This is a genomic window from Streptomyces sp. ALI-76-A (genome assembly GCF_030287445.1).
In the GTDB taxonomy this organism is placed as follows: domain Bacteria; phylum Actinomycetota; class Actinomycetes; order Streptomycetales; family Streptomycetaceae; genus Streptomyces.
The window spans coordinates 7,132,617-7,153,561 of sequence record NZ_JASVWB010000002.1; the positions used below are offsets into that span (position 1 = coordinate 7,132,617).

The 20,945-nt window shown below is 72.4% G+C and carries 24 protein-coding genes; 17 read left to right on the plus strand and 7 right to left on the minus strand.

The features are described 5' to 3' along the window. The first annotated feature begins 66 nt into the window (after nucleotides 1-66). From QQS16_RS32520 to QQS16_RS32580, 13 genes are all read left to right on the plus strand, one after another. A complete protein-coding gene (locus QQS16_RS32520; protein WP_502963935.1) occupies nucleotides 67-1,923 on the plus strand; it encodes an NAD(P)/FAD-dependent oxidoreductase in 1,857 nt (618 codons plus the stop codon). Beyond that, nucleotides 1,920-3,770 carry a transketolase gene (locus tag QQS16_RS32525; RefSeq protein WP_286065627.1) on the plus strand — a complete coding sequence of 617 codons (1,851 nt, stop codon included), beginning with the start codon at nucleotides 1,920-1,922 and terminating at the stop codon, nucleotides 3,768-3,770. Before QQS16_RS32520 ends, QQS16_RS32525 begins: the two co-directional genes overlap by 4 nt. Further along, nucleotides 3,767-4,705, plus strand: a complete 939-nt coding sequence (ligD, locus tag QQS16_RS32530; RefSeq protein WP_286065628.1) for a non-homologous end-joining DNA ligase — start codon at nucleotides 3,767-3,769, stop codon at nucleotides 4,703-4,705. The genes QQS16_RS32525 and ligD overlap by 4 nt, the downstream gene beginning before the upstream one ends. Before the next feature lie 45 nt (nucleotides 4,706-4,750). Then, complete coding sequence (locus QQS16_RS32535) at nucleotides 4,751-5,134, plus strand: gas vesicle protein GvpO (RefSeq protein ID WP_286066528.1); 384 nt, start codon at nucleotides 4,751-4,753, stop codon at nucleotides 5,132-5,134. Nucleotides 5,135-5,197: 63 nt separating this feature from the next. Then, nucleotides 5,198-5,623, plus strand: coding sequence for a gas vesicle structural protein GvpA (locus tag QQS16_RS32540; RefSeq protein WP_286065629.1), 426 nt, complete (start codon nucleotides 5,198-5,200; stop codon nucleotides 5,621-5,623). Further along, on the plus strand, nucleotides 5,620-6,390 hold the full coding sequence (locus tag QQS16_RS32545; protein ID WP_286065630.1) for a GvpL/GvpF family gas vesicle protein: 771 nt from the start codon (nucleotides 5,620-5,622) through the stop codon (nucleotides 6,388-6,390). The genes QQS16_RS32540 and QQS16_RS32545 overlap by 4 nt, the downstream gene beginning before the upstream one ends. 6 nt (nucleotides 6,391-6,396) lie before the next feature. Continuing rightward, a complete protein-coding gene (locus tag QQS16_RS32550) occupies nucleotides 6,397-6,660 on the plus strand; it encodes a gas vesicle protein GvpG (protein ID WP_286065631.1) in 264 nt (87 codons plus the stop codon). Further along, nucleotides 6,657-7,325 carry a DNA primase gene (locus QQS16_RS32555; RefSeq protein WP_286065632.1) on the plus strand — a complete coding sequence of 223 codons (669 nt, stop codon included), beginning with the start codon at nucleotides 6,657-6,659 and terminating at the stop codon, nucleotides 7,323-7,325. The genes QQS16_RS32550 and QQS16_RS32555 overlap by 4 nt, the downstream gene beginning before the upstream one ends. Then, nucleotides 7,325-8,563: an SRPBCC family protein gene (locus QQS16_RS32560; protein WP_286065633.1), complete on the plus strand. Its 1,239-nt coding sequence runs from the start codon at nucleotides 7,325-7,327 to the stop codon at nucleotides 8,561-8,563. Before QQS16_RS32555 ends, QQS16_RS32560 begins: the two co-directional genes overlap by 1 nt. Next, nucleotides 8,560-8,901, plus strand: a complete 342-nt coding sequence (locus QQS16_RS32565) for a gas vesicle protein (RefSeq protein ID WP_286065634.1) — start codon at nucleotides 8,560-8,562, stop codon at nucleotides 8,899-8,901. The genes QQS16_RS32560 and QQS16_RS32565 overlap by 4 nt, the downstream gene beginning before the upstream one ends. Then, a complete protein-coding gene (locus QQS16_RS32570) occupies nucleotides 8,898-9,659 on the plus strand; it encodes a GvpL/GvpF family gas vesicle protein (RefSeq protein WP_286065635.1) in 762 nt (253 codons plus the stop codon). The genes QQS16_RS32565 and QQS16_RS32570 overlap by 4 nt, the downstream gene beginning before the upstream one ends. Then, nucleotides 9,656-9,844 (plus strand): gas vesicle protein, encoded by a 189-nt coding sequence (locus tag QQS16_RS32575; RefSeq protein ID WP_286065636.1) that lies wholly within the window; start codon nucleotides 9,656-9,658, stop codon nucleotides 9,842-9,844. Before QQS16_RS32570 ends, QQS16_RS32575 begins: the two co-directional genes overlap by 4 nt. After that, entirely contained in the window at nucleotides 9,841-10,140 is a 300-nt protein-coding gene (locus QQS16_RS32580; protein WP_286065637.1) for a gas vesicle protein K, read from the plus strand. Before QQS16_RS32575 ends, QQS16_RS32580 begins: the two co-directional genes overlap by 4 nt. A 33-nt stretch (nucleotides 10,141-10,173) precedes the next feature. Here QQS16_RS32580 and QQS16_RS32585 read toward each other — a convergent pair whose 3' ends face one another. The 3 genes from QQS16_RS32585 to QQS16_RS32595 all read right to left on the minus strand — a co-directional run bounded on the left by QQS16_RS32585 (nucleotide 10,174) and on the right by QQS16_RS32595 (nucleotide 12,836). Next, a complete protein-coding gene (locus QQS16_RS32585; RefSeq protein WP_286065638.1) occupies nucleotides 10,174-10,344 on the minus strand; it encodes a hydrophobic protein in 171 nt (56 codons plus the stop codon). A 40-nt stretch (nucleotides 10,345-10,384) separates the two neighbouring features. Beyond that, nucleotides 10,385-11,206, minus strand: coding sequence for a methyltransferase domain-containing protein (locus QQS16_RS32590; RefSeq protein WP_286065639.1), 822 nt, complete (start codon nucleotides 11,204-11,206; stop codon nucleotides 10,385-10,387). 136 nt (nucleotides 11,207-11,342) lie between these two features. Further along, a complete protein-coding gene (locus QQS16_RS32595; protein ID WP_286065640.1) occupies nucleotides 11,343-12,836 on the minus strand; it encodes a bifunctional phosphatase PAP2/diacylglycerol kinase family protein in 1,494 nt (497 codons plus the stop codon). Between the two features lie 130 nt (nucleotides 12,837-12,966). Between QQS16_RS32595 and QQS16_RS32600 the strand changes: the two genes are divergently transcribed. Beyond that, a complete protein-coding gene (locus QQS16_RS32600) occupies nucleotides 12,967-14,586 on the plus strand; it encodes an ABC-F family ATP-binding cassette domain-containing protein (RefSeq protein ID WP_286065641.1) in 1,620 nt (539 codons plus the stop codon). Nucleotides 14,587-15,024: 438 nt separating this feature from the next. Then, nucleotides 15,025-15,303: a DUF6158 family protein gene (locus tag QQS16_RS32605; RefSeq protein WP_286065642.1), complete on the plus strand. Its 279-nt coding sequence runs from the start codon at nucleotides 15,025-15,027 to the stop codon at nucleotides 15,301-15,303. Nucleotides 15,304-15,444: 141 nt separating this feature from the next. Here QQS16_RS32605 and QQS16_RS32610 read toward each other — a convergent pair whose 3' ends face one another. The 3 genes from QQS16_RS32610 to QQS16_RS32620 form a co-directional block, all read right to left on the minus strand. Then, nucleotides 15,445-15,987 (minus strand): type 1 glutamine amidotransferase domain-containing protein, encoded by a 543-nt coding sequence (locus QQS16_RS32610; RefSeq protein ID WP_286065643.1) that lies wholly within the window; start codon nucleotides 15,985-15,987, stop codon nucleotides 15,445-15,447. A 315-nt stretch (nucleotides 15,988-16,302) separates the two neighbouring features. Then, complete coding sequence (locus QQS16_RS32615; RefSeq protein WP_286065644.1) at nucleotides 16,303-16,755, minus strand: CBS domain-containing protein; 453 nt, start codon at nucleotides 16,753-16,755, stop codon at nucleotides 16,303-16,305. Further along, the gene (locus tag QQS16_RS32620; protein ID WP_286065645.1) at nucleotides 16,752-17,138 is read right to left on the minus strand and encodes a DUF2795 domain-containing protein; all 387 of its coding nucleotides are present in this window, start codon (nucleotides 17,136-17,138) and stop codon (nucleotides 16,752-16,754) included. The genes QQS16_RS32615 and QQS16_RS32620 overlap by 4 nt, the downstream gene beginning before the upstream one ends. A gap of 129 nt (nucleotides 17,139-17,267) precedes the next feature. Here QQS16_RS32620 and QQS16_RS32625 point away from each other — a divergent pair, with 129 nt between their 5' ends. Further along, nucleotides 17,268-17,450, plus strand: a complete 183-nt coding sequence (locus QQS16_RS32625) for a hypothetical protein (RefSeq protein WP_286065646.1) — start codon at nucleotides 17,268-17,270, stop codon at nucleotides 17,448-17,450. 377 nt (nucleotides 17,451-17,827) lie between these two features. On the opposite strand, the gene QQS16_RS32630 is transcribed toward QQS16_RS32625, so the two are convergent. Then, entirely contained in the window at nucleotides 17,828-19,624 is a 1,797-nt protein-coding gene (locus QQS16_RS32630) for a thiamine pyrophosphate-requiring protein (RefSeq protein ID WP_286065647.1), read from the minus strand. A 241-nt stretch (nucleotides 19,625-19,865) separates the two neighbouring features. On the opposite strand from QQS16_RS32630, the gene QQS16_RS32635 reads away from it, so the two are divergent. Then, nucleotides 19,866-20,663 (plus strand): RNA polymerase sigma factor SigF, encoded by a 798-nt coding sequence (locus QQS16_RS32635; protein WP_286065648.1) that lies wholly within the window; start codon nucleotides 19,866-19,868, stop codon nucleotides 20,661-20,663. Nucleotides 20,664-20,945: the final 282 nt, after the last annotated feature.

Genomic DNA, 20,945 nt, shown 5'->3' on the forward strand with positions numbered 1-20,945 from the left:
GGGGACGCGGAAGTCTCCCGAGGTACGCGACAGCGCCGGAGGCGAACCGTGAGTCGACCCCGCATTGTGATCGTCGGTGCCGGTTTCGCCGGGTACCGGACGGCCCGAGAGCTGTCCAGGATGTCCCGGGGCAAGGCCGACATCACCCTGCTGAACCCGACCGACTACTTCCTGTACCTGCCCCTGCTGCCCCAGGTCGCGGCCGGGATCCTGGAGCCGCGCCGGGTCACCGTCTCCCTCTCGGGCACCCTGTCGCACGTCCGCCTGGTGCTCGGCGAGGCCGACGGCATCGACCTGGACGGGCGGACCGTGCACTACAGCGACCCCGAGGGCGGCGAGGGCACCCTGGCCTACGACCGGCTGGTGCTCGCCGTCGGCAGCGTGAACAAACTGCTGCCGATCCCCGGGGTCGCCGAGCACGCGCACGGCTTCCGCGGGCTGCCCGAGGCGCTGTACCTGCGCGACCACGTCACCCGGCAGGTGGAACTCGCCGCGGCGGCCGACGATCCGGACAGCCGCGCCGCGCGCCGCACGTTCGTGGTGGTCGGCGCCGGTTACACCGGCACCGAGGTCGCCGCGCACGGGCAGCTGTACACCGACGCGCAGGTGCGCAGGCACCCGCTGGGTGGAGGCGTACGGCCGCGCTGGCTGCTTCTCGACGTCGCGCCACGCGTGCTGCCCGAGCTGGACGAGCACCTGTCCCGCACCGCCGACCGCACGCTGCGCGAGCGGGGCGTGGAGGTGCGCATGGGGACCTCCGTGAAGGAGGCCACGCCGGACGGGGTGCTGTTGACCGACGGCGAGTTCGTGCGCACGCGGACGCTCGTGTGGTGCGTCGGCGTCCGGCCCGATCCGTTCGTCGAGAGCATCGGGCAGCCGCTGGAGCGCGGCCGGATCGTCGTCGACCCGTACCTCCGGCTCCCGGGCCGGCCGGAGGTGTTCGCGTGCGGGGACGCGGCCGCCGTACCGGACCTGGACAAGCCCGGGGAGTTCACGCCGATGACCGCGCAGCACGCCTGGCGGCACGGGAAGGCAGCGGCCCGCAACGTCGCCGCCTCGCTGGGCGTCGGCGAACGGCGTCCCTACCGCCACAAGGACCTCGGCTTCGTGGTGGACCTGGGCGGTGCGAAGGCCGCCGCCAAGCCGCTCGGCATTCCCCTGTCCGGGCCGGCGGCCGGTGCGGTCACCCGCGCCTACCACCTCGCGGCGATGCCCGGCAACCGGGTCCGGGTCGCTGCGGACTGGCTGCTGGATTCGGTACTCCCGCGCCAGGCCGTCCAGTTGGGCCTCGTACGGTCCTGGTCGGTGCCGCTGGACACGGCGTCGCCGGAACTGGCCCGGGTGCCGGGAGGACCGGGAGCACACCTGAAGGAGGCGGGACCGCGCGCACGCGGCAGGGAGGCGGCCAGGTCGGGCCCCGGAGCGGCCCTCGCGGCCGACACGGACGCGGAGACGCCGCCGGGCCCGGAGCCGGGCTCCGATCCCGCGGGGACCGAGCGGGGCTCCGGGCCCGTGGAGGGCCGGCCGGACCCCGGGCCCGCGGGAAGTCGGCCGGGCTCCGAGCCCGTGGCGAACCACCCCGCCCCCGGGCCCGAAGAGGCCCGATCGGCCCCTGAGCCCGCGAAGAGTCAGCCGGATCACCCGGGCCCTGAGCCCGCCAAGAACCAGCCGGGCCCTGACCCCGCGAAGAACCAGCCGGGCCCCGAGCCCGCCAAGAACCAGCCGGGCCCCGAGCCCGCCAAGAACCAGCCGGGCCCCGAGCCCGCCAGGAACCAACCCGGTGGGGAGCCCGCCGGGCACCAGCCCGGTGGCGAACCCCCCAGGAAACAAGGCCGGAACGGCCGTGAGCCCGACCGGGCTCCCGGCCCCGTCAAGCGGACCGACGGCACCCCCGACGTCACCTCCGCGGAAGGAGATTCATGAACACCGGTGAACTCGTCGAACTCGCCCAGCAGTTGCGCGTGGACAGCGTGCGCGCCTCGGCGGCCGCGGGCTCCGGGCACCCGACGTCCTCGATGTCCGCCGCCGACCTGATGGCCGTCCTCTTCGCCCACCACTTCCGCTACGACTTCGACCGCCCCGCCCACCCGGGCAACGACCGCTTCGTGCTGTCCAAGGGCCACGCCTCGCCCCTGCTGTACTCCGTCTACAAGGCGGTCGGCGCCGTCGACGACGAGGAACTGCTCACCTTCCGCACGCTCGGCAGCCGGCTCGAAGGGCACCCCACGCCCCGGCGGCTGCCGTGGGTGGAGACGGCCACCGGCTCGCTCGGGCAGGGACTGCCGGTCGGCGTCGGGATCGCGCTGTCCGAGAAGCGGCTGGACCGTACCGGCTACCGCGTGTGGGTGCTGTGCGGCGACAGCGAGATGGCCGAGGGATCCGTGTGGGAGGCCGCCGAGCAGGCCGGACACGAGCACCTGGACAACCTCACCGTCGTCGTCGACGTGAACCGGCTCGGCCAGCGCGGCCCGACCCGGCACGGCCACGACCTGGACGCCTACGCCCGCCGCTTCCAGGCCTTCGGCTGGCACACCGTCGAGGTGGACGGCCACGACGTCGACGCGATCGACCGGGCGTACGGCGAGGCCGTCTCCACCAAGGGCCAGCCGACCGCGATCCTCGCCCGCACCCTCAAGGGCAAGGGCGTCGCCGACATCGAGGACCGCGAGGGCCTGCACGGCAAGCCGCTGAAGAACGCCGACGACGCGATCGCCGAACTCGGCGGCCCCCGCGACCTGCGCATCCAGGTGACCGAGCCGCCGGCCGCCCGCATGCTGCACTCCGTGCACACCGGACCCTTCGAACTGCCCCGCTTCGAGAAGGGCGGCGACGAGGTCGCCACCCGCAACGCCTTCGGGCAGGCGCTCGCCGCGCTCGGCAGCGGACGCAGCGACGTCGTCGCCCTGGACGGCGAGGTCGGCGACTCCACGCGCGCGGAGTTCTTCGCCAAGGAACACCCCGACCGCTACTTCGAGTGCTACATCGCCGAACAGCAGATGGTCGCCGTGGCCGTCGGACTCGCCGCGCGCGGCTGGGTGCCGTACGCCACCACCTTCGCGGCCTTCCTCACCCGCGCCTACGACTTCATCCGCATGGCGTCCATCAGCGGCTCCGGCCTCAACCTGATCGGCTCCCACGCGGGCGTGGCGATCGGGCAGGACGGACCCAGCCAGATGGGTCTGGAGGACCTGGCGATGATGCGGGCGGTGCACGGCTCGACCGTGCTGTACCCGTGCGACGCCAACCAGACCGCCCGGCTCGTCGCCGAGATGGCGGGCCTGGAGGGCGTCCGCTACCTGCGCACCTCGCGCGGCGAGAGCCCGGTGATCTACGGGCCCGACGAGGAGTTCCCGATCGGCGGCAGCAAGGTGCTGCGCTCCTCCGGGCAGGACCGGATGACGATCGTCGCGGCGGGCGTCACCGTGCCCGAGGCGCTGGCCGCCGCCGACGCGCTGGAAGGGGAGGGCATCAGCGTCCGGGTGATCGACCTGTACTCGGTCAAGCCCGTCGACCGGCCCACCCTGCGCCGGGCCGCCGAGGAGACCGGTTGCCTGCTGACCGTGGAGGACCACCACGAGGAGGGCGGCTTGGGCGACGCCGTCCTCGACGCGTTCCTCGACGGGCGGCCCGTGCCGCGTCTGGTGCGCCTCGCCGTCCGCTCGATGCCGGGCTCGGGCTCCCCCGACGAGCAGCTGCACGCCGCGGGCATCGACGCCGAGTCGATCGCGGCGGCCGGCAAGCTGCTGGTGGAGGGGGCGGTCGTGCGGTGAGCGGCGCGGGTCCACGCACGGTCCGGGCGGGCCGGCGCACGGTGCGGGTGCACCGCCCGCACAAGGTGCTCTTCCCCGGGGGCGGGGGCACGAAGGAGTACACCAAGGGCGACCTGGTCGACTACTACCGGTCCGTCGCCCCGTTCATGCTGCCGCACCTGCGCGGCCGCCCCCTGATGCTGGAGCGGCACCCGGACGGCGTCGACGGCCCCCGGTTCATGCAGAAGAACACGCCGGACACGTACCCGGAGTGGATCACCCGGGCCGAGGTCGCCAAGGAGGGCGGCACCGTCCGCCACACCGTGTGCGATGACACCGCCACCCTGCTGTACCTCGCCGACCAGGCGGCCCTCACCCTGCACCGCTGGCTGTCCCGCGCCGGCCGCGTGGAGCGGCCGGACCGGATGGTCTTCGACCTCGACCCGCCCGGGGACTCCCGGGAGGACTTCGCGGCGGTGCGGGAGACGGCCCTGCTGCTGGGCGAGCTGCTCGACGAGCTCCAGCTGCCCTCGGCGCTGATGACCACCGGCTCGCGCGGCCTGCACGTGGTGGTGCCGGTCACCGGCCGGCACGACTTCGACGAGGTCCGGACGTTCGCCCGGGACGTCGCCGACACCCTCGCCGCCGGCCACCCCGACCGCCTCACCACCGCCGCCCGCAAGAAGGACCGCGGCGACCGGCTCTACCTGGACGTCCAGCGCAACGCCTACGCCCAGACCGCGGTCGCCCCCTACACGGTCCGCGCGCGGCCGGGCGCCCCGGTGGCCACACCCCTCGCCTGGTCCCAGCTGGACGATCCGCGCCTGGACGCCCGCCGTTGGACCATCGCCGACGCCGTCGAGCAGGCCCGCACCGATCCGTGGGCCGACGTGATGCGCAAGGGCCGCACCCTGGGACCGGCACGCCGCCGCCTCGACGCGTTGATGTCCTCCTGAAGGTTTGGCCAAGGAACGAGCGGCCACCCGAAGTACGAGGTGGCCATGTCGAACACAAGAAATCCTTCAGAATCACACAATTCACAAAGTTCTCCCAGAACGACGAACAAGGACACAGCGGACAAGGACACAACGGAGCACACGACGAGGAGACGACGCCCGCGCCCCATGGAGGTGCTGCGCGACGCATGCGCCCAGCTCGGAGAGCTGACCGGCATGTCGGCCGAGAACGTGTCGTCCTTCGAGCAGACCGAGGACGGATGGTCGCTCGAGGTCGAAGTCCTCGAACTGTCCCGTGTGCCCGACACGATGAGCCTGATGGCGACCTACCAGGTCGAACTCGACCCGGACGGCGAGCTGACCGGCTATCGGCGCGTTCGCCGTTACGAGCGCGGGCGGGCCGACTCCCACAGGTCCGGCGGCCGGTAGGGCCGCTCCGTTGAACCACATCCACTCGCACACCGAACCCATAGACAAGGAGGCGCGGTCGACATGACCGTTGTCCCGGCTCAGCAGAGCGGCGGCGGAGGCGGCAGCAGTGGCCTCTACGACGTCCTGGAACTCGTCCTCGACCGGGGGCTCGTCATCGACGCGTTCGTACGAGTCTCCCTGGTCGGCATCGAGATCCTGAAGATCGACGTCCGGGTCGTGGTGGCCAGCGTCGACACCTACCTCCGCTTCGCGGAGGCGTGCAACCGGCTCGACCTGGAGGCGGGGCCGCGCAAGAGCCCCGGCCTGCCCGACATGGTCGGCCAGATCACCGAGTCCGGCGCCCGCGGCAAGTCCAAGGGCGCGCTCTCCGGTGCCGCCGACACCATCTCCGGCGCCTTCAAGCAGGCACGCGAGGAGGGCGAGACCGAGTCCCGGCCGCGCGCCCGTAAGACCTCCGCCTCGCGCAGGAAGGAGGAAGGGGAGTGAGCACGTACGTCTACGGCATCACGGCCTCGTCCCATCCCGCGCTGCCCGAGAGCATGGCGGGCGTCGGTGATCCGCCGCGTCCCGTGCGCGTCCTGCGGGAGGGCGGACTGGCGGCCGTCGTCAGCGACGCCCCCGAGGGGCTGCGGCCCAAGCGCAAGGATCTCCTCGCCCACCAGAACGTCCTGAGCGAGGTGGGTGCGGAGGGCTGCATCCTGCCCATGCGGTTCGGCAGTGTCGCCCCGGACGACGGCACGGTCACCGGGGTGCTCGCCGAGCGCGCCGACCACTACCAGGAGCGGTTGCGGACGCTCGACGGCAAGGTCGAGTACAACGTCAAGGCCACGCACGACGAAGAAGCCGTACTGCACCGCGTGATGTCCGAGAACCCGGAGATCCGCGCCCTGACCGAGGCCAACCGGCAGGCGGGCGGCGGCAGTTACGAGCAGAAGCTACAGCTCGGCGAGATGGTGGTCGCCGCGGTCAAGGCCCGGGAGGCCGAGGACTCCGGCGAGGTGCAGCGTGCCCTGGAACCGCTCGCCGACGCGATCAGCGTGGGCCCGGAGTCCAGCGGCTGGCTCGCCAACGTGTCGTTCCTGGTGGGCCGCGACTCGGCCGCGGAGTTCCTGAACGCGGTGGAGGAGATCCGCAAGGATCGTCCGCACCTCGACCTGCGCGTCAACGGCCCGCTGCCGCCGTACAGCTTCGTCGACCCCGGACCCGCCGAGCCGGCGGGCAGCGCGGCCGGCACGGACCGCGTGGAGGGATGACGTGTCGTGGGACTCATCGGCGAGGTCCTCCTGCTGCCGTTCGCACCCGTGCGCGGCAGCGGCTGGGTGATCAGACAGGTAATGCGTGAGGCGGAACGCCTCTACTACGACCCGGCCACGGTCAGGGCCGAACTCGCTCAGCTGGAGGAGCGGCTGGAGGCGGGCGAGATAGACGAGGAGGAGTTCGACCGACAGGAGGACGACCTCCTCGACCGGCTGGAGATCGGCCTGCGCGGTGGCGCGGGGACAGGCGACGGGACGACACGATGAACCGAGTGGGAATGGGCCTCGCGATAGGGGCCGGATACGTCCTCGGGCGTACGAAGAAACTGAAGCTGGCGATGGCGGTCGGCACGTTCGTCGCGGGCAAGCGGATGAACCTGACTCCGAAGGCCGTCGCGGAACTGGTGTCCGGGCAGCTGAAGAACAACCCGCAGTTCAAGGAGATCGGGGACCAGCTGCGGGTGGACCTGCGCGGGGTCGGCAAGGCGGCCTCGGGCGCCATGGTCGAGCGGCAGATCGACGCCATCGCCGACCGGCTGCACGGCCGTACCGCCCAGGTCCGCGACCAGCTCTCGGGCGTGGTCCCGGACCTCGGTTCCAAGGACGACGACCGGGCCGAGGACGACGACGACCGGGCCGAGGACTCCGGGGACGAAGAGCCTGAGGAGGACTACGAGGAGTCCGAGGCGGAGCAGGCGGACGAAGGCGACGAGGGCGACCAGGCCGACGAGGCCGACGAGGAGCCCGAGCGGCGCCGCGGGCCGGCGGCGAAGAAGGCCCCGGCCAAGAGGGCTCCGGCGAAGAAGGAGCCCGCCAGGAAGACGGCCGCCAAGAAGACCGCGGCCAGGAAGACGGCCGGCAAGAAGACCGCCGCGGCCCGGGATGCCGGCCGCGGGGCCCGGAACCGGCTCCCGAAGGGAGGCGGTGAGTGATGACCGAGACACTCGGAGCAGCACGGGGGGTCACCGACAAGGCGACGAAGAACAACCCCATCGCCGACGTGGCCAAGAGCGAGGCCGCCGACCGGCTGAAGGCGGAGGTGCAGGAGTATGTCGCCGCCCAGGTCCAGCGCATGCTGGTCGGGGTCGGCCAGAAGCTCGGCCAGACCACGGTGAAGCTGAACGACATCGCCGAGGGCAACAGCCCCGGCTTCGCCAAGCTCGCCCTCGACGGCGGCCGCAAGCTCGCCGAGGGCAAGGGCCCCGTGCGCAGCGCGGTGGAACTCGGTGCCTCGCGGGCCAAGGACAAGGTGGTCGGCGCCTTCAAGGGCCTCGGCGGCAAGGGCAAGGGCAAGGGCAAGGGGTCCGGTCAGAAGCCCACGGTCATCATCGAGCACATCGACGTCGGCGTGCCGCTGCGCACGGCCTACGACCAGTGGACGAAGTACCAGGACTTCAGCACCTTCGCCAAGGGCGTCAAGAGCGCGAGCCGCGCCGACGACACGACGTCCGACTGGCAGATGAAGATCTTCTGGTCCAACCGCAGCTGGAAGGCGAAGACCACCGAGCAGGTGCCGGACGACCGGATCTCCTGGACGTCGGAGGGCGCCAAGGGCACCACGAAGGGTGTCGTCTCCTTCCACAAGCTCACCGACAACCTCACCCGCGTGCTGCTGGTGATCGAGTACTACCCCAAGGGCCTGTTCGAGAAGACCGGCAACATATGGCGCGCCCAGGGCCGCCGGGCCCGCCTCGACCTCAAGAACTACGTCCGCTTCATCACCCTCAAGGGCGAGGCGGAGGACGGCTGGCGCGGCGAGATCCGCGACGGTGAGGTCGTCCGCGACCACGACGAGGTCGTGGCCGAGGAGGAGGAGGAGGCCGCCCAGGCGGAGGAGACGGACGAGGACGCCGAGGACAGCGCGGAGTCCGCCGAGGACGCCGAGGACGCCGAGGACGCCGAGGACGCCGAGGACGCCGAGGCGTACGAGGACGAGGAGGAAGAAGAGGAAGAGGACGAGGGTCCTTACGCGGAGGACGAGCCCGCGGAGGACGAGCCCGCGGAGGACGAGCCCGCGGAGGACGAGCCCGCGGAGGAGGACCAGCAGGAGAAGGGCGCCGAGGACGAGTACGACGAGTACGAGGACGAGGACGCCGAGGAGCCCGAGGCGGAGGAGGCGCGCGACGAGGAAGAGGAGTACGCCGACGCCGACCGCGGGAGCCGTCGATGAGCATGCCGAGCCGCATGCCCGAGCCCTACGGGCAGGGCGGCGGGGCCAACCTGGCGGACATCCTGGAGCGCGTGCTCGACAAGGGCATCGTGATCGCCGGCGACATCCGCATCAACCTGCTCGACATCGAACTCCTCACGATCAAGCTGCGGCTGATCGTCGCCTCGGTGGACAAGGCGAAGGAGATGGGTATCGACTGGTGGGAGGACGACCCGGCGCTGTCCACCCGCGCCCGGCGCGACGAGCTCGCCCGGGAGAACGCCGAACTGCGGGAGCGGCTCGAGCGGCTGGAGCAGCTTGAGCCCTCCCGCACCAAGGCCGAGGAGGAGCCGTCATGACCGGACTGCGGTACGTCTACGCCGTCTGCCGCCCCTTCGGCTCCCCGTTGCAGGCCCAGCTGACGGGAGTGGCCGGCGATCCGCCCAGACTGCTGCACCACCACGGTCTGGTGGCCGTGGTCAGCCATGTGCCGGAGCGGGACTTCGCCGAAGAACCGCTCCGGCGTCATCTGGAGGACCTGGACTGGCTGACCGTGACCGCCCGCGCCCATCAGGGCGTGATCGACGCGCTCACGGTCGTCACCACCCCGCTGCCGCTGCGGCTCGGCACCGTCTTCCGCGACGACAGCGGGGTACGGGTGATGATCGAGGAGCGTGAGGACGCCTTCCGCGGCACCCTCGACCGGCTGGAGGGGCGGGTGGAGTGGGGCGTCAAGGTGTACGCGGAGCCGCAGCCCGCCGCGGAGAGCGGGCCCCCGGCGGAGAAGGCCGCGTCGGGCCGGGACTATCTGCGTCAGCGGCGCATGCGGGTGCGGTCGCACGAGGACATGTGGCAGCAGGCGGAGGCCTTCGCCGGCCGGCTGCACGAGACCCTCTCCGCGTACGCCGAGGATTCCCGGCTGCACGCCCCGCAGAACCCCGCGCTCTCCGGTGCCTCGGGGCAGAACGTGCTCAACGCGGCCTATCTCGTACCGCGTGCCCATTCCGAGGAGTTCGTGGAGATGGTGGACCGTACGAAGGACGAGGCCCCGGGAATGCGGGTGGAACTCACGGGTCCCTGGGCCGCCTATTCCTTCGCGGGGGAGGAGGGCCGGTGACGGTGATCGAGCGCCGTGAGGTCGCCCTGGTGGACCTCCTCGACCGGCTGCTGGCCGGCGGGGTCGTCATCACCGGCGACATCACCCTGCGCATCGCGGACGTCGACCTCGTCCGGATCGACCTGAACGCGCTGATCAGCTCGGTGAACGAGCAGGTGCCGTCGCCGTGGGGGGAGTCGTCGTGACCGAGCGCCGCAACCCGGTCGACCGCAACAGGCTGGACCTGGAGCCCGACACCGTCGAGCGGGACCTGGTCAAGCTGGTGCTGACCGTGGTGGAACTGCTGCGCCAGCTCATGGAGCGCCAGGCGCTGCGCCGGTTCGACGCCGGCGATCTCGACGAGGAGCAGGAGGAGCGCATCGGGCTCACCCTGATGCTGCTCGACGACCGGATGACCGAGCTGCGGGAGCGTTACAGACTGCGGCCCGAGGACCTGAATCTGGACCTCGGGCCGCTGGGACCGCTGCTTCCCCGGGAGTGAACCCGGGCCCCGGGACAACCTCCCGGGGTCACCTCACCACCTGTACCAACGACTCCTGCCCCCGCCCGCGGTCGTACCCCGCATCAGGAAACCCAGAAGCCACAGCACCAGAACAGCCAGTGCAATCCACCAGAGCAGTTCCACCGCGAATCCGGCGCCGAAAAGAATCAGCACCAGAAGCAGTACCAGCAGAATGGGAACCATGACGAACCTCCTGTATTCCGTGTTTCCCGGAAACGCGGAATCAGGCTTCTTTTCGGCACAGGATCTCTCCGTGGAGCACACTGAACCACCCGTCCTCGCGGGCGCCCCACTCCCGCCACGCCTCGGCCACGGCCCGCAGTCGCTCGACGGTGGCGTGCCCGCCCGCCGTGGCCCGCTCCGCGTACCCGGAGGCCACCGTGCGGTCCGCCCACAGGCCGCTCCACCAGGCCCGCTCGTCGGCGGTGGCGAAGGTCCAGGTGCCGGACGTCGCCGTGACGTCCGTCAGGCCGGCCCGCAGCGCCCACGCTTTCAGCCGGCGTCCGGCGTCCGGCTCGCCGCCGTTGGCGCGGGCCACCCGGCGGTACAGGTCCAGCCAGTCGTCCATCCCGGGAGACCCGGGGTACCAGGTCATCGCCGCGTAGTCCGCGTCGCGCACGGCGACGAGACCGCCGGGCGCGGTGACCCGCCGCATCTCGCGCAGCGCCCGCACCGGGTCGCCGACGTGCTGGAGCACCTGATGGGCGTGGACCACGTCGAAGGTGTCGTCCGGGAAGTCGAGCGCGTGCACGTCGGCGACCGCGAGGTCGACGTTGGTGAGCCGGCGCCCGGCGGCCGTGGCCCGGGCCCGCTCCAGGATCCCCGGCGCGTGGTCGACGCCGGTGACGTGGCCCTCGGGGACCAGTTCCGCCAGGTCGGCGGTGATCGTGCCCGGCCCGCAGCCGATGTCCAGGATCCGCATGCGCGGCGTCAGGGAACCGAGCAGGTAGGCCGCCGAGTTGGCGGCGGTGCGCCAGGTGTGGGAACGCAGCACCGACTCGTGGTGCCCGTGCGTGTAGACGGCCGTCTCCCGGGCCTCGGACATGGCTGATCCCCTCTCGGCATACCGGCGCGCGAGGAACCGTGCGGCCCCTGCGGCGATACGGATCACCGTACGCCCGCATGTCGCATGTTGAGACCAGGTGTCTTGGTATGTGGACTGACGGGGAGGGATCGGCGAATCAGCCGGTGGGCAGCGGACGGTAGACGGTCAGGGCCTGCGGCAGCTTCTCCAGCGTCACCTCGCCCGCCGCCTCGGTGACCTCGCCGTCGTACGCCAGCAGCGTGCCCGGCCCGATGCCGGCCAGGTGGAGGCGGCCGACCTGGACCGCCGCGTGGGCGGGGGAGCGGGTCAGCGGTCCGGCGAGGGCGGCGGCGAGCAGCCGCACGGCGGGTCGGCGGCCGCCGTGCACGACCCGGACGTCGAGCCGCCCGTCCGCCAGGTCGAGCCGGCGGCCGGGCGTGAGGCCCATCCGGTGGTACGTGCCGTTGCCGACGAACACCAGCCACAGCGGCCGCGGTTCGCCCCGGAGCCGCGCCTCCAGCGGATGCCGGTCGGCGCGCACCACCCGCAGCGCGGCGAGCACCCCGGCCGGCCAGCCGCCGATCCGGGACGACCAGCGCTCCCGCTCACGCACCAGCTCGGGGTACACGCCCAGGCTGAAGGTGTTGAGGAAGAAGCCTTCCTGCGGGCCGCTGGTGAACCGGCCCACGTCCACCCGCACGCCCTCGCCCTCCTGGACGGCCCGGCTCAGATCGCGGACCCCCTCCACGCCGAGGTCGTAGGCGAAGTGGTTCAGCGTGCCGCCGGGCAGCACCGCGAGGGGCAGGCCGTGGCGCAGGGCGATGCCGGCGGCGGTGTTGACCGTGCCGTCGCCGCCGCACACCCCGAGCACCCGGGCGCGGGCCGCCGCCTTCTCCAGCGCGGCCGGTACGTCGGCCGGTTCGCACTCCACGATCTCGGCCGCGGGCAGCACGGCGCCCAGCGCGCGGACCCGGTCGGCGGTGCCCGAGCCGGTGTTCGCGACCATCACCAGTCCCTCGCCGTCCGGCAGCGCGGGCACCTCGGCGCGCGGCCGGGCCGACGGCACGGCCTGGGCCCGGGTCGGTACCAGCCGCCGTACGGCGAACGCGGCGCCCGCGCCCAGCGCGGCGCCCGCCAGCACGTCGCTCGGGAAGTGGACGCCGGTGTAGACGCGGGAGGCGGCCACCGAGAACGCGACCGGGGCCACCGCCGCGCCCCAGGACGGCGACTCCAGGGCGACCCCGGCGGCGAACGCGGCGGCGGAGGCGGAGTGACCGGACGGGAACGACGTGGTGATCGGCTGCCGCTTCAGCTGCCGGACCAGCGGCACCGGGTCCAGCACGGGCCGCGACCGGCGCACCGAGCGCTTGCCGAGGGTGTTGATGGTCACGGAGGCAAGGCTCAGCGAGGCCAGGCCCCGCGCGGCCGCCCGGCGGCCGCGCGGGGTGCGGGCCGCGGCCATCGCGGCCGCCGTCGCGAACCACAGCACCCCGTGGTTGGCGCTCCGGCTCAGCCGCGGCAGGACGCGCTCGGCGCCGGGCCAGTGACTTTCGGCGGCGAACTCGAACAGCCGGCAGTCGAGGGCCAGCAGCCGGTCGCGCAGGACGTGGGATCCGGGATTGAGGGCGGTGAGGTCGACGTCGGGACTCATGCCCTGCGTGTACCCCGGCCCGCACGGAACCTGTACGGCCCCACACACGCTGTGACGGCCCGGTCCGGGTGCCGGACCGGTGGGAAATCGGCTTGTCGGGGGCGGTTCCGCGACCGCAGACTGACTTCCCATGGGACACCTGGAAGCAGCGCACCTCGAGTACGACCTCCCCGACGGGAGGGCGCTGCTCGGCGATGTGTCCTTCCGGGTCGGCGAAGGGGCCGTCGTGGCACTCGTCGGACCCAACGGCGCCGGCAAGACGACCCTGCTGCGGCTGATCTCCGGCGAGCTGAAACCGCACGGCGGATCCGTCACCGTCAGCGGCGGCCTCGGCGTGATGCGCCAGTTCGTGGGTTCCGTACGGGACGAGACGACCGTACGGGACCTGCTGGTGTCCGTCGCCCCGCCCCGCATCCGGGAGGCGGCCGACGCCGTCGACAAGGCCGAGCACGCCCTGATGACCGTCGACGACGAGGCCGCCCAGCTGGCGTACGCGCAGGCCCTGTCCGACTGGGCCGAGGTGCGCGGCTACGAGGCGGAGACGCTGTGGGACATGTGCACCACGGCCGCGCTCGGGGTGCCGTACGAGAAGGCGCAGTGGCGGCAGGTGCGCACGCTGTCCGGCGGTGAGCAGAAGCGGCTGGTGCTGGAGGCGCTGCTGCGCGGCACCGACGAGGTGCTGCTGCTGGACGAGCCCGACAACTACCTCGACGTGCCCGGCAAGCGCTGGCTGGAGGAGCGCCTGAAGGAGACCCGCAAGACGGTGCTCTTCGTCTCCCACGACCGTGAACTCCTCGCCCGCGCCGCCGAGAAGATCGTCTCCGTCGAGCCGGGCCCCGCGGGCGCCGACGCCTGGGTGCACGGCGGCGGCTTCGCCACGTACCACGAGGCCCGGCGGGAACGCTTCGCCCGCTTCGAGGAGTTGCGCCGCCGCTGGGACGAGAAGCACGCCCAGCTGAGGAAACTCGTCCTGAACCTCCGTCAGGCGGCCAGCATCAGCCATGAGCTGGCCTCCCGCTACCAGGCCGCCCAGACCCGCCTGCGCAAGTTCGAGGAGGTGGGCCCGCCGCCGGAGCCGCCGCGCGAGCAGGACATCAGGATGCGCCTGAAGGGCGGCCGTACCGGGGTCCGGGCCGTCACCTGCGAAGGCCTCGAACTGACCGGCCTGATGAAGCCGTTCGACCTGGAGGTGTTCTACGGCGAGCGGGTCGCCGTCCTCGGCTCCAACGGCTCCGGCAAGTCGCACTTCCTGCGGTTGCTGGCCGGCGAGGAGGTGACCCACACGGGGATGTGGAAGCTCGGCGCGCGCGTGGTGCCGGGCCACTTCGCCCAGACGCACGCCCACCCTGAGCTACAGGCCCGCACGCTCCTGGACATCCTCTGGAAGGAGCACGCCCAGGACCGGGGCGCCGCGATGTCCCGGCTGCGCCGCTACGAGCTGACGAACCAGGCCGAGCAGACCTTCGAGCGGCTCTCCGGCGGCCAGCAGGCACGCTTCCAGATCCTCCTGCTGGAGCTCCAGGGCGTCACGGCCCTGCTGCTCGACGAGCCGACCGACAACCTCGACCTGGAGTCCGCCGAAGCCCTCCAGGAGGGCCTGGAGGCCTTCGACGGCACGGTCCTCGCGGTCACCCACGACCGCTGGTTCGCCCGCTCCTTCGACCGCTACCTGGTCTTCGGCAGCGACGGCCGGGTCCGCGAGACGGCGGAACCGGTCTGGGACGAACGACGCGTGGAACGGGCCCGGTAGTCCGGGGGTGCCGGGTCTGGCGGTCCGGTGGCCCCGGGTCCGGCGGGCCGGTGGGTGGCACCCGGGCCTGGGGGACCGGGCTCGGCAGGCCCGGGGGACCGGGCTCGGCAGGCCGCTGTGGGGCACCGGGCTCGGCAGTCCGGCGGGTCGCTGCGTGCGCAGCCTCACGAACACGGCGAGGCGCGGCCGCTGCGGGCCGCGGAAGCCTGGCGGGAGTCACTCGGCTCGGCAGTCCGCCACGGGTACCGCCCCCGGCAGGCCGCTGCGGGGCACTGGTCCGGCAGCCCGCAAGGGGGACTGCGTCCGGCACGGCCGGCGCCCGGGCCGCCCACCGGCGCCCGCCTTTCCTACCGGCCGGCCGGGGCCCGAAGGCGAGAGCCTGGTCGTCTCCCGGATGTCGTTCGGTGGGAGTGCGTGTCGGGCGGGTACCCGGGGGCCATGAACGAACATGACGAGCGGGACCTGACCACGACCGGAGTCGACGCCGCCCGGCTGGACGACCAGCAGCTCATGAAGGAGCTGGAGACCATCCACCGCACGCGTCACGACACGCTGCTCTATGCCTCGAACGACGCCCTGCGGGCCCACAACGAGCGCATGGCGCAGCTGGAGGGCGAGTACCTGCGGCGCAACCCGGACCGCCCGGTGGCCGCGGGCCGCACCCGTGAGGGGGCGCGGGAACGCGTGAGCGGGGAGTCGACGACTCCCCGCTCCTGAGCGATCCCGGCCGGTAGCGATCCCGGCCGGTAGCGATCCCGGCCGGTCAGCGGCGCAGCGGGAGCATACGCCTCGCGCGTGCCCTCCCGCGCCGCTCCCGCGGTCGGCCCGACGGGCCGGCAGCCGGGCCGGCCGGGTCCGTCAGGCGGTCTCCTGACCGAACACCTCCAGGTACGTCTCGCAGAACGCCTTCAGGTCGTCCGGCTTGCGGCTGGTGACCAGCTTGTTGGTGCCGTGGTCGCAGACCTTCACCTGCTCGTCCACCCAGGTGCCGCCCGCGTTGCGGATGTCCGTCCGCAGACTCGGCCAGGAGGTGAGCACCCGGCCGCGGACGACGTCCGCCTCGACGAGCGTCCAGGGGGCGTGGCAGATCGCGGCCACCGGCCGCCCCTGCGCGAAGAAGTCCCGCACGAACGCCACGGCCTTCTCGTCCATCCGCAGGAAGTCCGGGTTGGCCACCCCGCCCGGCAGGACCAGCCCGCCGAAGGAGTCGGCCGACGTCTCGCCGACCACCTCGTCCACACGGAACGTGTCGGCCTTGTCGAGGTGGTTGAACGCCTGGATCTCACCGGACCGGGTCGACACGAGCACGGGTTCGTGGCCCGCGTCCTTCGCCGCCTGCCACGGATCGGTCAGCTCGACCTGCTCGACGCCTTCGGGCGCTGTCAGAAACGCGATGCGCATGGTGGTTCGACGTCCTTCCCTTTGGAACTTCGCAACCTCTGGCGCGCGTCAGCGGGGGCTCGGCGACCTCGCCGCCGTCGCGCGCTTCTTACCGTTCTGTCGTTGCCCACGTGCCTGCTCGCGTCCCCGGCCGCGCGGCAGCGGCCACCGACGCGACACGCGGTACGGGCCGTCATGCCTCGGGGCCGTCCCGTCCCGGCCGCCCCGCGGCGGGACCCGACCTGGCCGGCGGGCGGGCCCCGCCCACCGGGACCGCACGCCGAACGGCGGCGGCTCCCCCGGCGGCGGTCCCGGCGGCCGGGACGGGCCCCTGCCTCACAGGGTCTCCCGTCCGTTGCTCTCCCGCACGGAGTCCGGTGCGGCCCGGCTGATGTCGGCGAGCGCCGAGTCCGGGTCCTGGGCCTCGGCGAGGTCGCCGAGGCTCACCATCCCGACCGGCATCCCGTCCTCGACGACCGGCAGCCGCCGTACGGCGTGCGCCCGCATCAGCGCGACCGCGGCCGACACCGGGTCGTCAGGGGCCACGATGACCGGGTCAGGCGTGCACACCGACCCGGCGCTCACCGTCAGCGGATCGATACCGTCGGCGACGGCCCGCACGGTGATGTCCCGGTCGGTGAGCACGCCGACGACGTGCTGCCCGTCCGCCACCAGGACGTCGCCGATGTCCTGCGCGCGCATCAACTGCGCCGCCTCGACGAGCGAGGAGTCCGGGCGGACGGCCACCACACCCGCCGTCATCACGTCCTTCACCAGGTCGGCTGTCACTGCCGGTCCTCCCTCCGGGTCACTGCCCGCGCCAGTTCCTGGACATTGGCGTAGCGCTCCTTGCGCGGCAGCCGCCCCACTGCCTCGGTCAGCGGGTCGGGCGCGTTCTTCCGGCGCAGGACGTGCACCAGGTCCCCGGTACTCGCGGGGAACGAGCCGCGGCCCAGGATCCGGGCCAGTTCCAGCCGGACCGCCTCCAGCGACGCCCCGGCGCGGCCCGGTGCCACCGGCCCGCCCGCGATCTGTGGATCGTCGTCGGCGGTCGGCTCGGGGTCGTGCCACTCCTCGGTCCGGGTGGGGTGCCCGGACCGCAGCAGACCCTGCAGTTCGTGTTTCATCTCGTCGTCACGGTGACGGCTCAGCCGGTCGCTGCCTCGCTGCATGTCTCCCTCCAGATCTTCGGGGGTGGCCACCGCGTACCCGAGGACCCGACGTCGACACGGGGTTTGTCCCCCGAATGGCGGGAGACCCGGCTCAGGCCCCCCGCGCACACTCCCGCGGAAGGACAGGCCATGGCGGTGCTCGCTGTGATCATCCCGCTTCTCATGCTCGGCGTGGTGCTGGCGCTGGGGCGCTACGAGGACCTGCTGTTGCCGGGCGAGGAGCCCGACCGTCCCGAACCGTCCGCCGCCCCGTCTCCGGTGGCCCCGGTCGCCCCCGTCGTTCCGGTGGTGCGACAGGAAACGGCTTCCTGACCCGGCGGGGTAGCAGGAGGCACCATGTCGCTCCGCGCCAGTGACATGTTCGGCGGATCGAAAGCCCACGAGCGTGGGAGGTCCCTGATCCTTTGATGTCTTCTGCAGCTGCGCCGGCGATGACGGGATCCGCGCCGGGAGACACCTCCGGTGAACGAGGTCCGCGTACGAGATCCGCGAGTAGCGGAAACCGGAACAGCGTTCTCGCCGATGTGCCGCCAGGGTGCGCGGACACACCCCTGCTGGCCAGCTGGACCGGGACCAACGACGACATCCAGCGGCCCGAACCAGCCGACGACTCCGAACCGGCCGACTCGTCCGAGACACCCGACTGACCGCCCGCCAGGAACCAGGGCTCCTCGGCAGGAGCAGTCAGGTCACTTCTTCTCCCGGCCCGGCAGGAACTCCTGCACCTTCGCCTTGAAGCCCTGCCTGACCATGGACGCGCTGTCCGCGTCGCCCCTGAGGATCGAGGCGGCCGTGGCCTCCATCTGGTCCCAGGTGGCGTGCGGCGGGACCGGCGGCACCGCCGGGTCGGTGAGGAACTCGATCACCGCGGGACCGTCCGCCTCCAGGCCGGCCCGCCAGCCCGCCTCGACGTCCTCCGGCTTCTCCACGCGGATCCCGGTCAGGCCCAGCGAGCGGGCGAACTCCGCGTACCGCACGTCGGGCAGCTCCTGCGAGGGCAGGAAGGACGGGGCGCCTCCCATGGCCCGCATCTCCCACGTGACCTGGTTGAGGTCGTGGTTGTTCCACACCGCCACGACCAGCCGCGGGTCCTCCCACAGATCGCGGTACTTCGCCGCCGTGATCATCTCGGCCAGGCCGTTCATCTGCATCGCGCCGTCCCCGACCAGCGCGATCACCGGCCGGTCCGGGTGTGCGAACTTCGCGCCGATGGCGTACGGCACGCCGCAGCCCATCGTCGCCAGCGTCCCCGACAGCGAGCCGCGCATCCCCGGCCGCATGGTCAGGTGCCGCGCGTACCAGTTCGCCGCCGAGCCCGAGTCCGAGGTGACGATCGCGTCGGACGGCAGCAGCGCGTCCAGCGTGTGCGCCACGTACTCCGGGTTGATCGGATCGGCCGACTGCAGCGCCCGCCGCTCCATCACCCCGCGCCACCGCTTCACGTTCGCGCACACCGTCTCGTACCAGTCACGCTCGCCGCGCTCCGCGTCCAGCAGCAGGATCAGCCGCTGAAGCGTCGCCTTCGCGTCCCCGACGAGGTTCACCTCGTACGGATACCGCATCCCGACCATGTGCGGGTCGATGTCGATCTGCACGCCCCGCGCCTTGTCGAACTCCGGCAGGAACTGCGTGTACGGGAACGACGACCCGATGGTCAGCAGGGTGTCGCAGTCCCGCATCAGCTCGTACGACGGGCGGGTGCCGAGCAGTCCGATCGAGCCGGTGACGTACGGGAGTTCGTCACTCAGGACGTCCTTGCCGAGCAGCGCCTTGGCGACGCCCGCGCCGAGCATCTCCGCGACCCGCTCCACCTCGGCCCGCGCCCCGGCCGCCCCCTGGCCGACCAGAATGGCCACCTTGTCACCGGAGTTGAGGATCTCCGCCGCCCGCTGGAGGGACTCCTCGGACGGAATCGCCGTCCAGGAACTGCGGTCCAGGCTGGAGGGCACCATCTTGAACTCGTGTGTGGGCGGCGAGTAGTCGAGCTCCTGCACATCGCCCGGGATGATGACGGCCGTGGGACAGCGGCGCGCGTACGCGGTACGGATCGCCCGGTCCAGCACGTTCGGCAGCTGCTCGGGAACGGTCACCGTCTCCAGGAACTCGGAGGCGACGTCCTTGAACAGCGCGTGCAGGTCCACCTCCTGCTGATAGGAGCCGCCCATCGCGCTGCGGTGCGTCTGCCCGACGATCGCCACCACCGGCACATGGTCCAGCTTGGCGTCGTACAACCCGTTCAGCAGGTGGATCGCGCCGGGCCCCGAGGTCGCCACGCACACCCCGAGCCGCCCGCTGAACTTGGCGTACCCCACCGCTTGCAGCGCGGACATCTCCTCGTGCCGCGACTGGATGAAACGGGGCTGGTTCTCGGCCCGCCCCCAGGCGGCGAGCAGACCGTTGATGCCGTCGCCGGGATAGCCGAAGACCTGCTCCACACCCCACTCGCGCAGCCGCCGCAGAACGTGGTCGGAGACCTTGGTGCTCATATACGGACCTCCCGGCCATAGGTGACACACACAGCAGCCCTACGAGTCACCCGGCCCGCCCCCGGAAAACCTGCCCGGTTTGCGGCGCGGAGCCCGGGGCAGGCGCACTCACAGTGCTTCGGACCGGAGGCACGTCCGTCGGAGCGGCCCCTTCGCCGCCCCGGACGCGCCTGCGGCCTCCGCGGACGCGCTCCCACGGATTCCGTCCACCCCAAGCACGACCAAGGGAGTTGCGACGCACATGCCCACCCAAGTGAGCGCGAAGCACCACCCGCACGACGACGCACCCGACACGGCCGAGGCGTTCCGCAGGCTGGCCGAGCTGCCCCCGGGACCCGAGCGCGACACGCTCCGCGGGCAGATCGTCGAGGCCTGGCTGCCCATGGCCGACCGGCTCGCGGGACGCTTCCGCAGCCGCGGCGAGAGCCTCGACGACCTGCGCCAGGTCGCGGCCCTCGGCCTGGTCAAGGCCGTCGACCGCTACGACCCCGAGCGCGCCAACGCCTTCGAGAGCTACGCCGTGCCGACCATCACCGGCGAGATCAAGCGGCACTTCCGCGACCACATGTGGACGCTGCACGTACCGCGCCGGATCCAGGACCTGCGCAACCGCGTCCGCTTCGCCGGCCAGGACCTGTCCCAGACCATCTCCGGGCGCCGGCCCACCGTCGCGGAGATAGCCGAGCACGCGCAGATGAGCGAGGACGACGTGCGCGCCGGGCTGGAGGCACTGGAGAGCTTCACCGCGCTGTCCCTGGACGCCGAGCTGCCCGGCAGTGACGACGGGTACTCGCTCAGCGACGCGCTCGGGTCCTCCGATCCCGCGCTGGACACGGTCGTGGACCGGGAGGCGGTGAGGGCTCGGCTGGCCGCGCTGCCCGAGCGGGAACGGGCGATCCTGTACATGCGGTTCTTCAAGGACATGACCCAGAGCCGGATCGCCGAACAGCTGGGGATCTCGCAGATGCACGTGTCCCGGCTGATCAACCGGTGCTGCGGCCAGGTGCGGGAACAGGTCATGAAGGACGCCGGCGCGTAGCCCGAGGGCAGGCGGCTGGTCGGCGCAGCGGTGGCGGTGGCGGCGGCGGTAGAGGCAGCGGGTCTGGTTGCGGAGCGTTCGTCGGCGATCGGCGATCAGGCAACGGCCATCAGCGGGTTCGGCGGTCGGTGGTCACCTCCGCACCGTGCGAGCCGGGCCCGCCCTGGAGGGGGCGATCGTGTCACCCGCTCGGCCGGTCCCGTCCCGCGAATGGTGTCCGGCCGCGCGCGGCCCCGCGGTGGGCGGGCTGTGATGGCTGCGGAGGCACGACCGCCGTGTCCC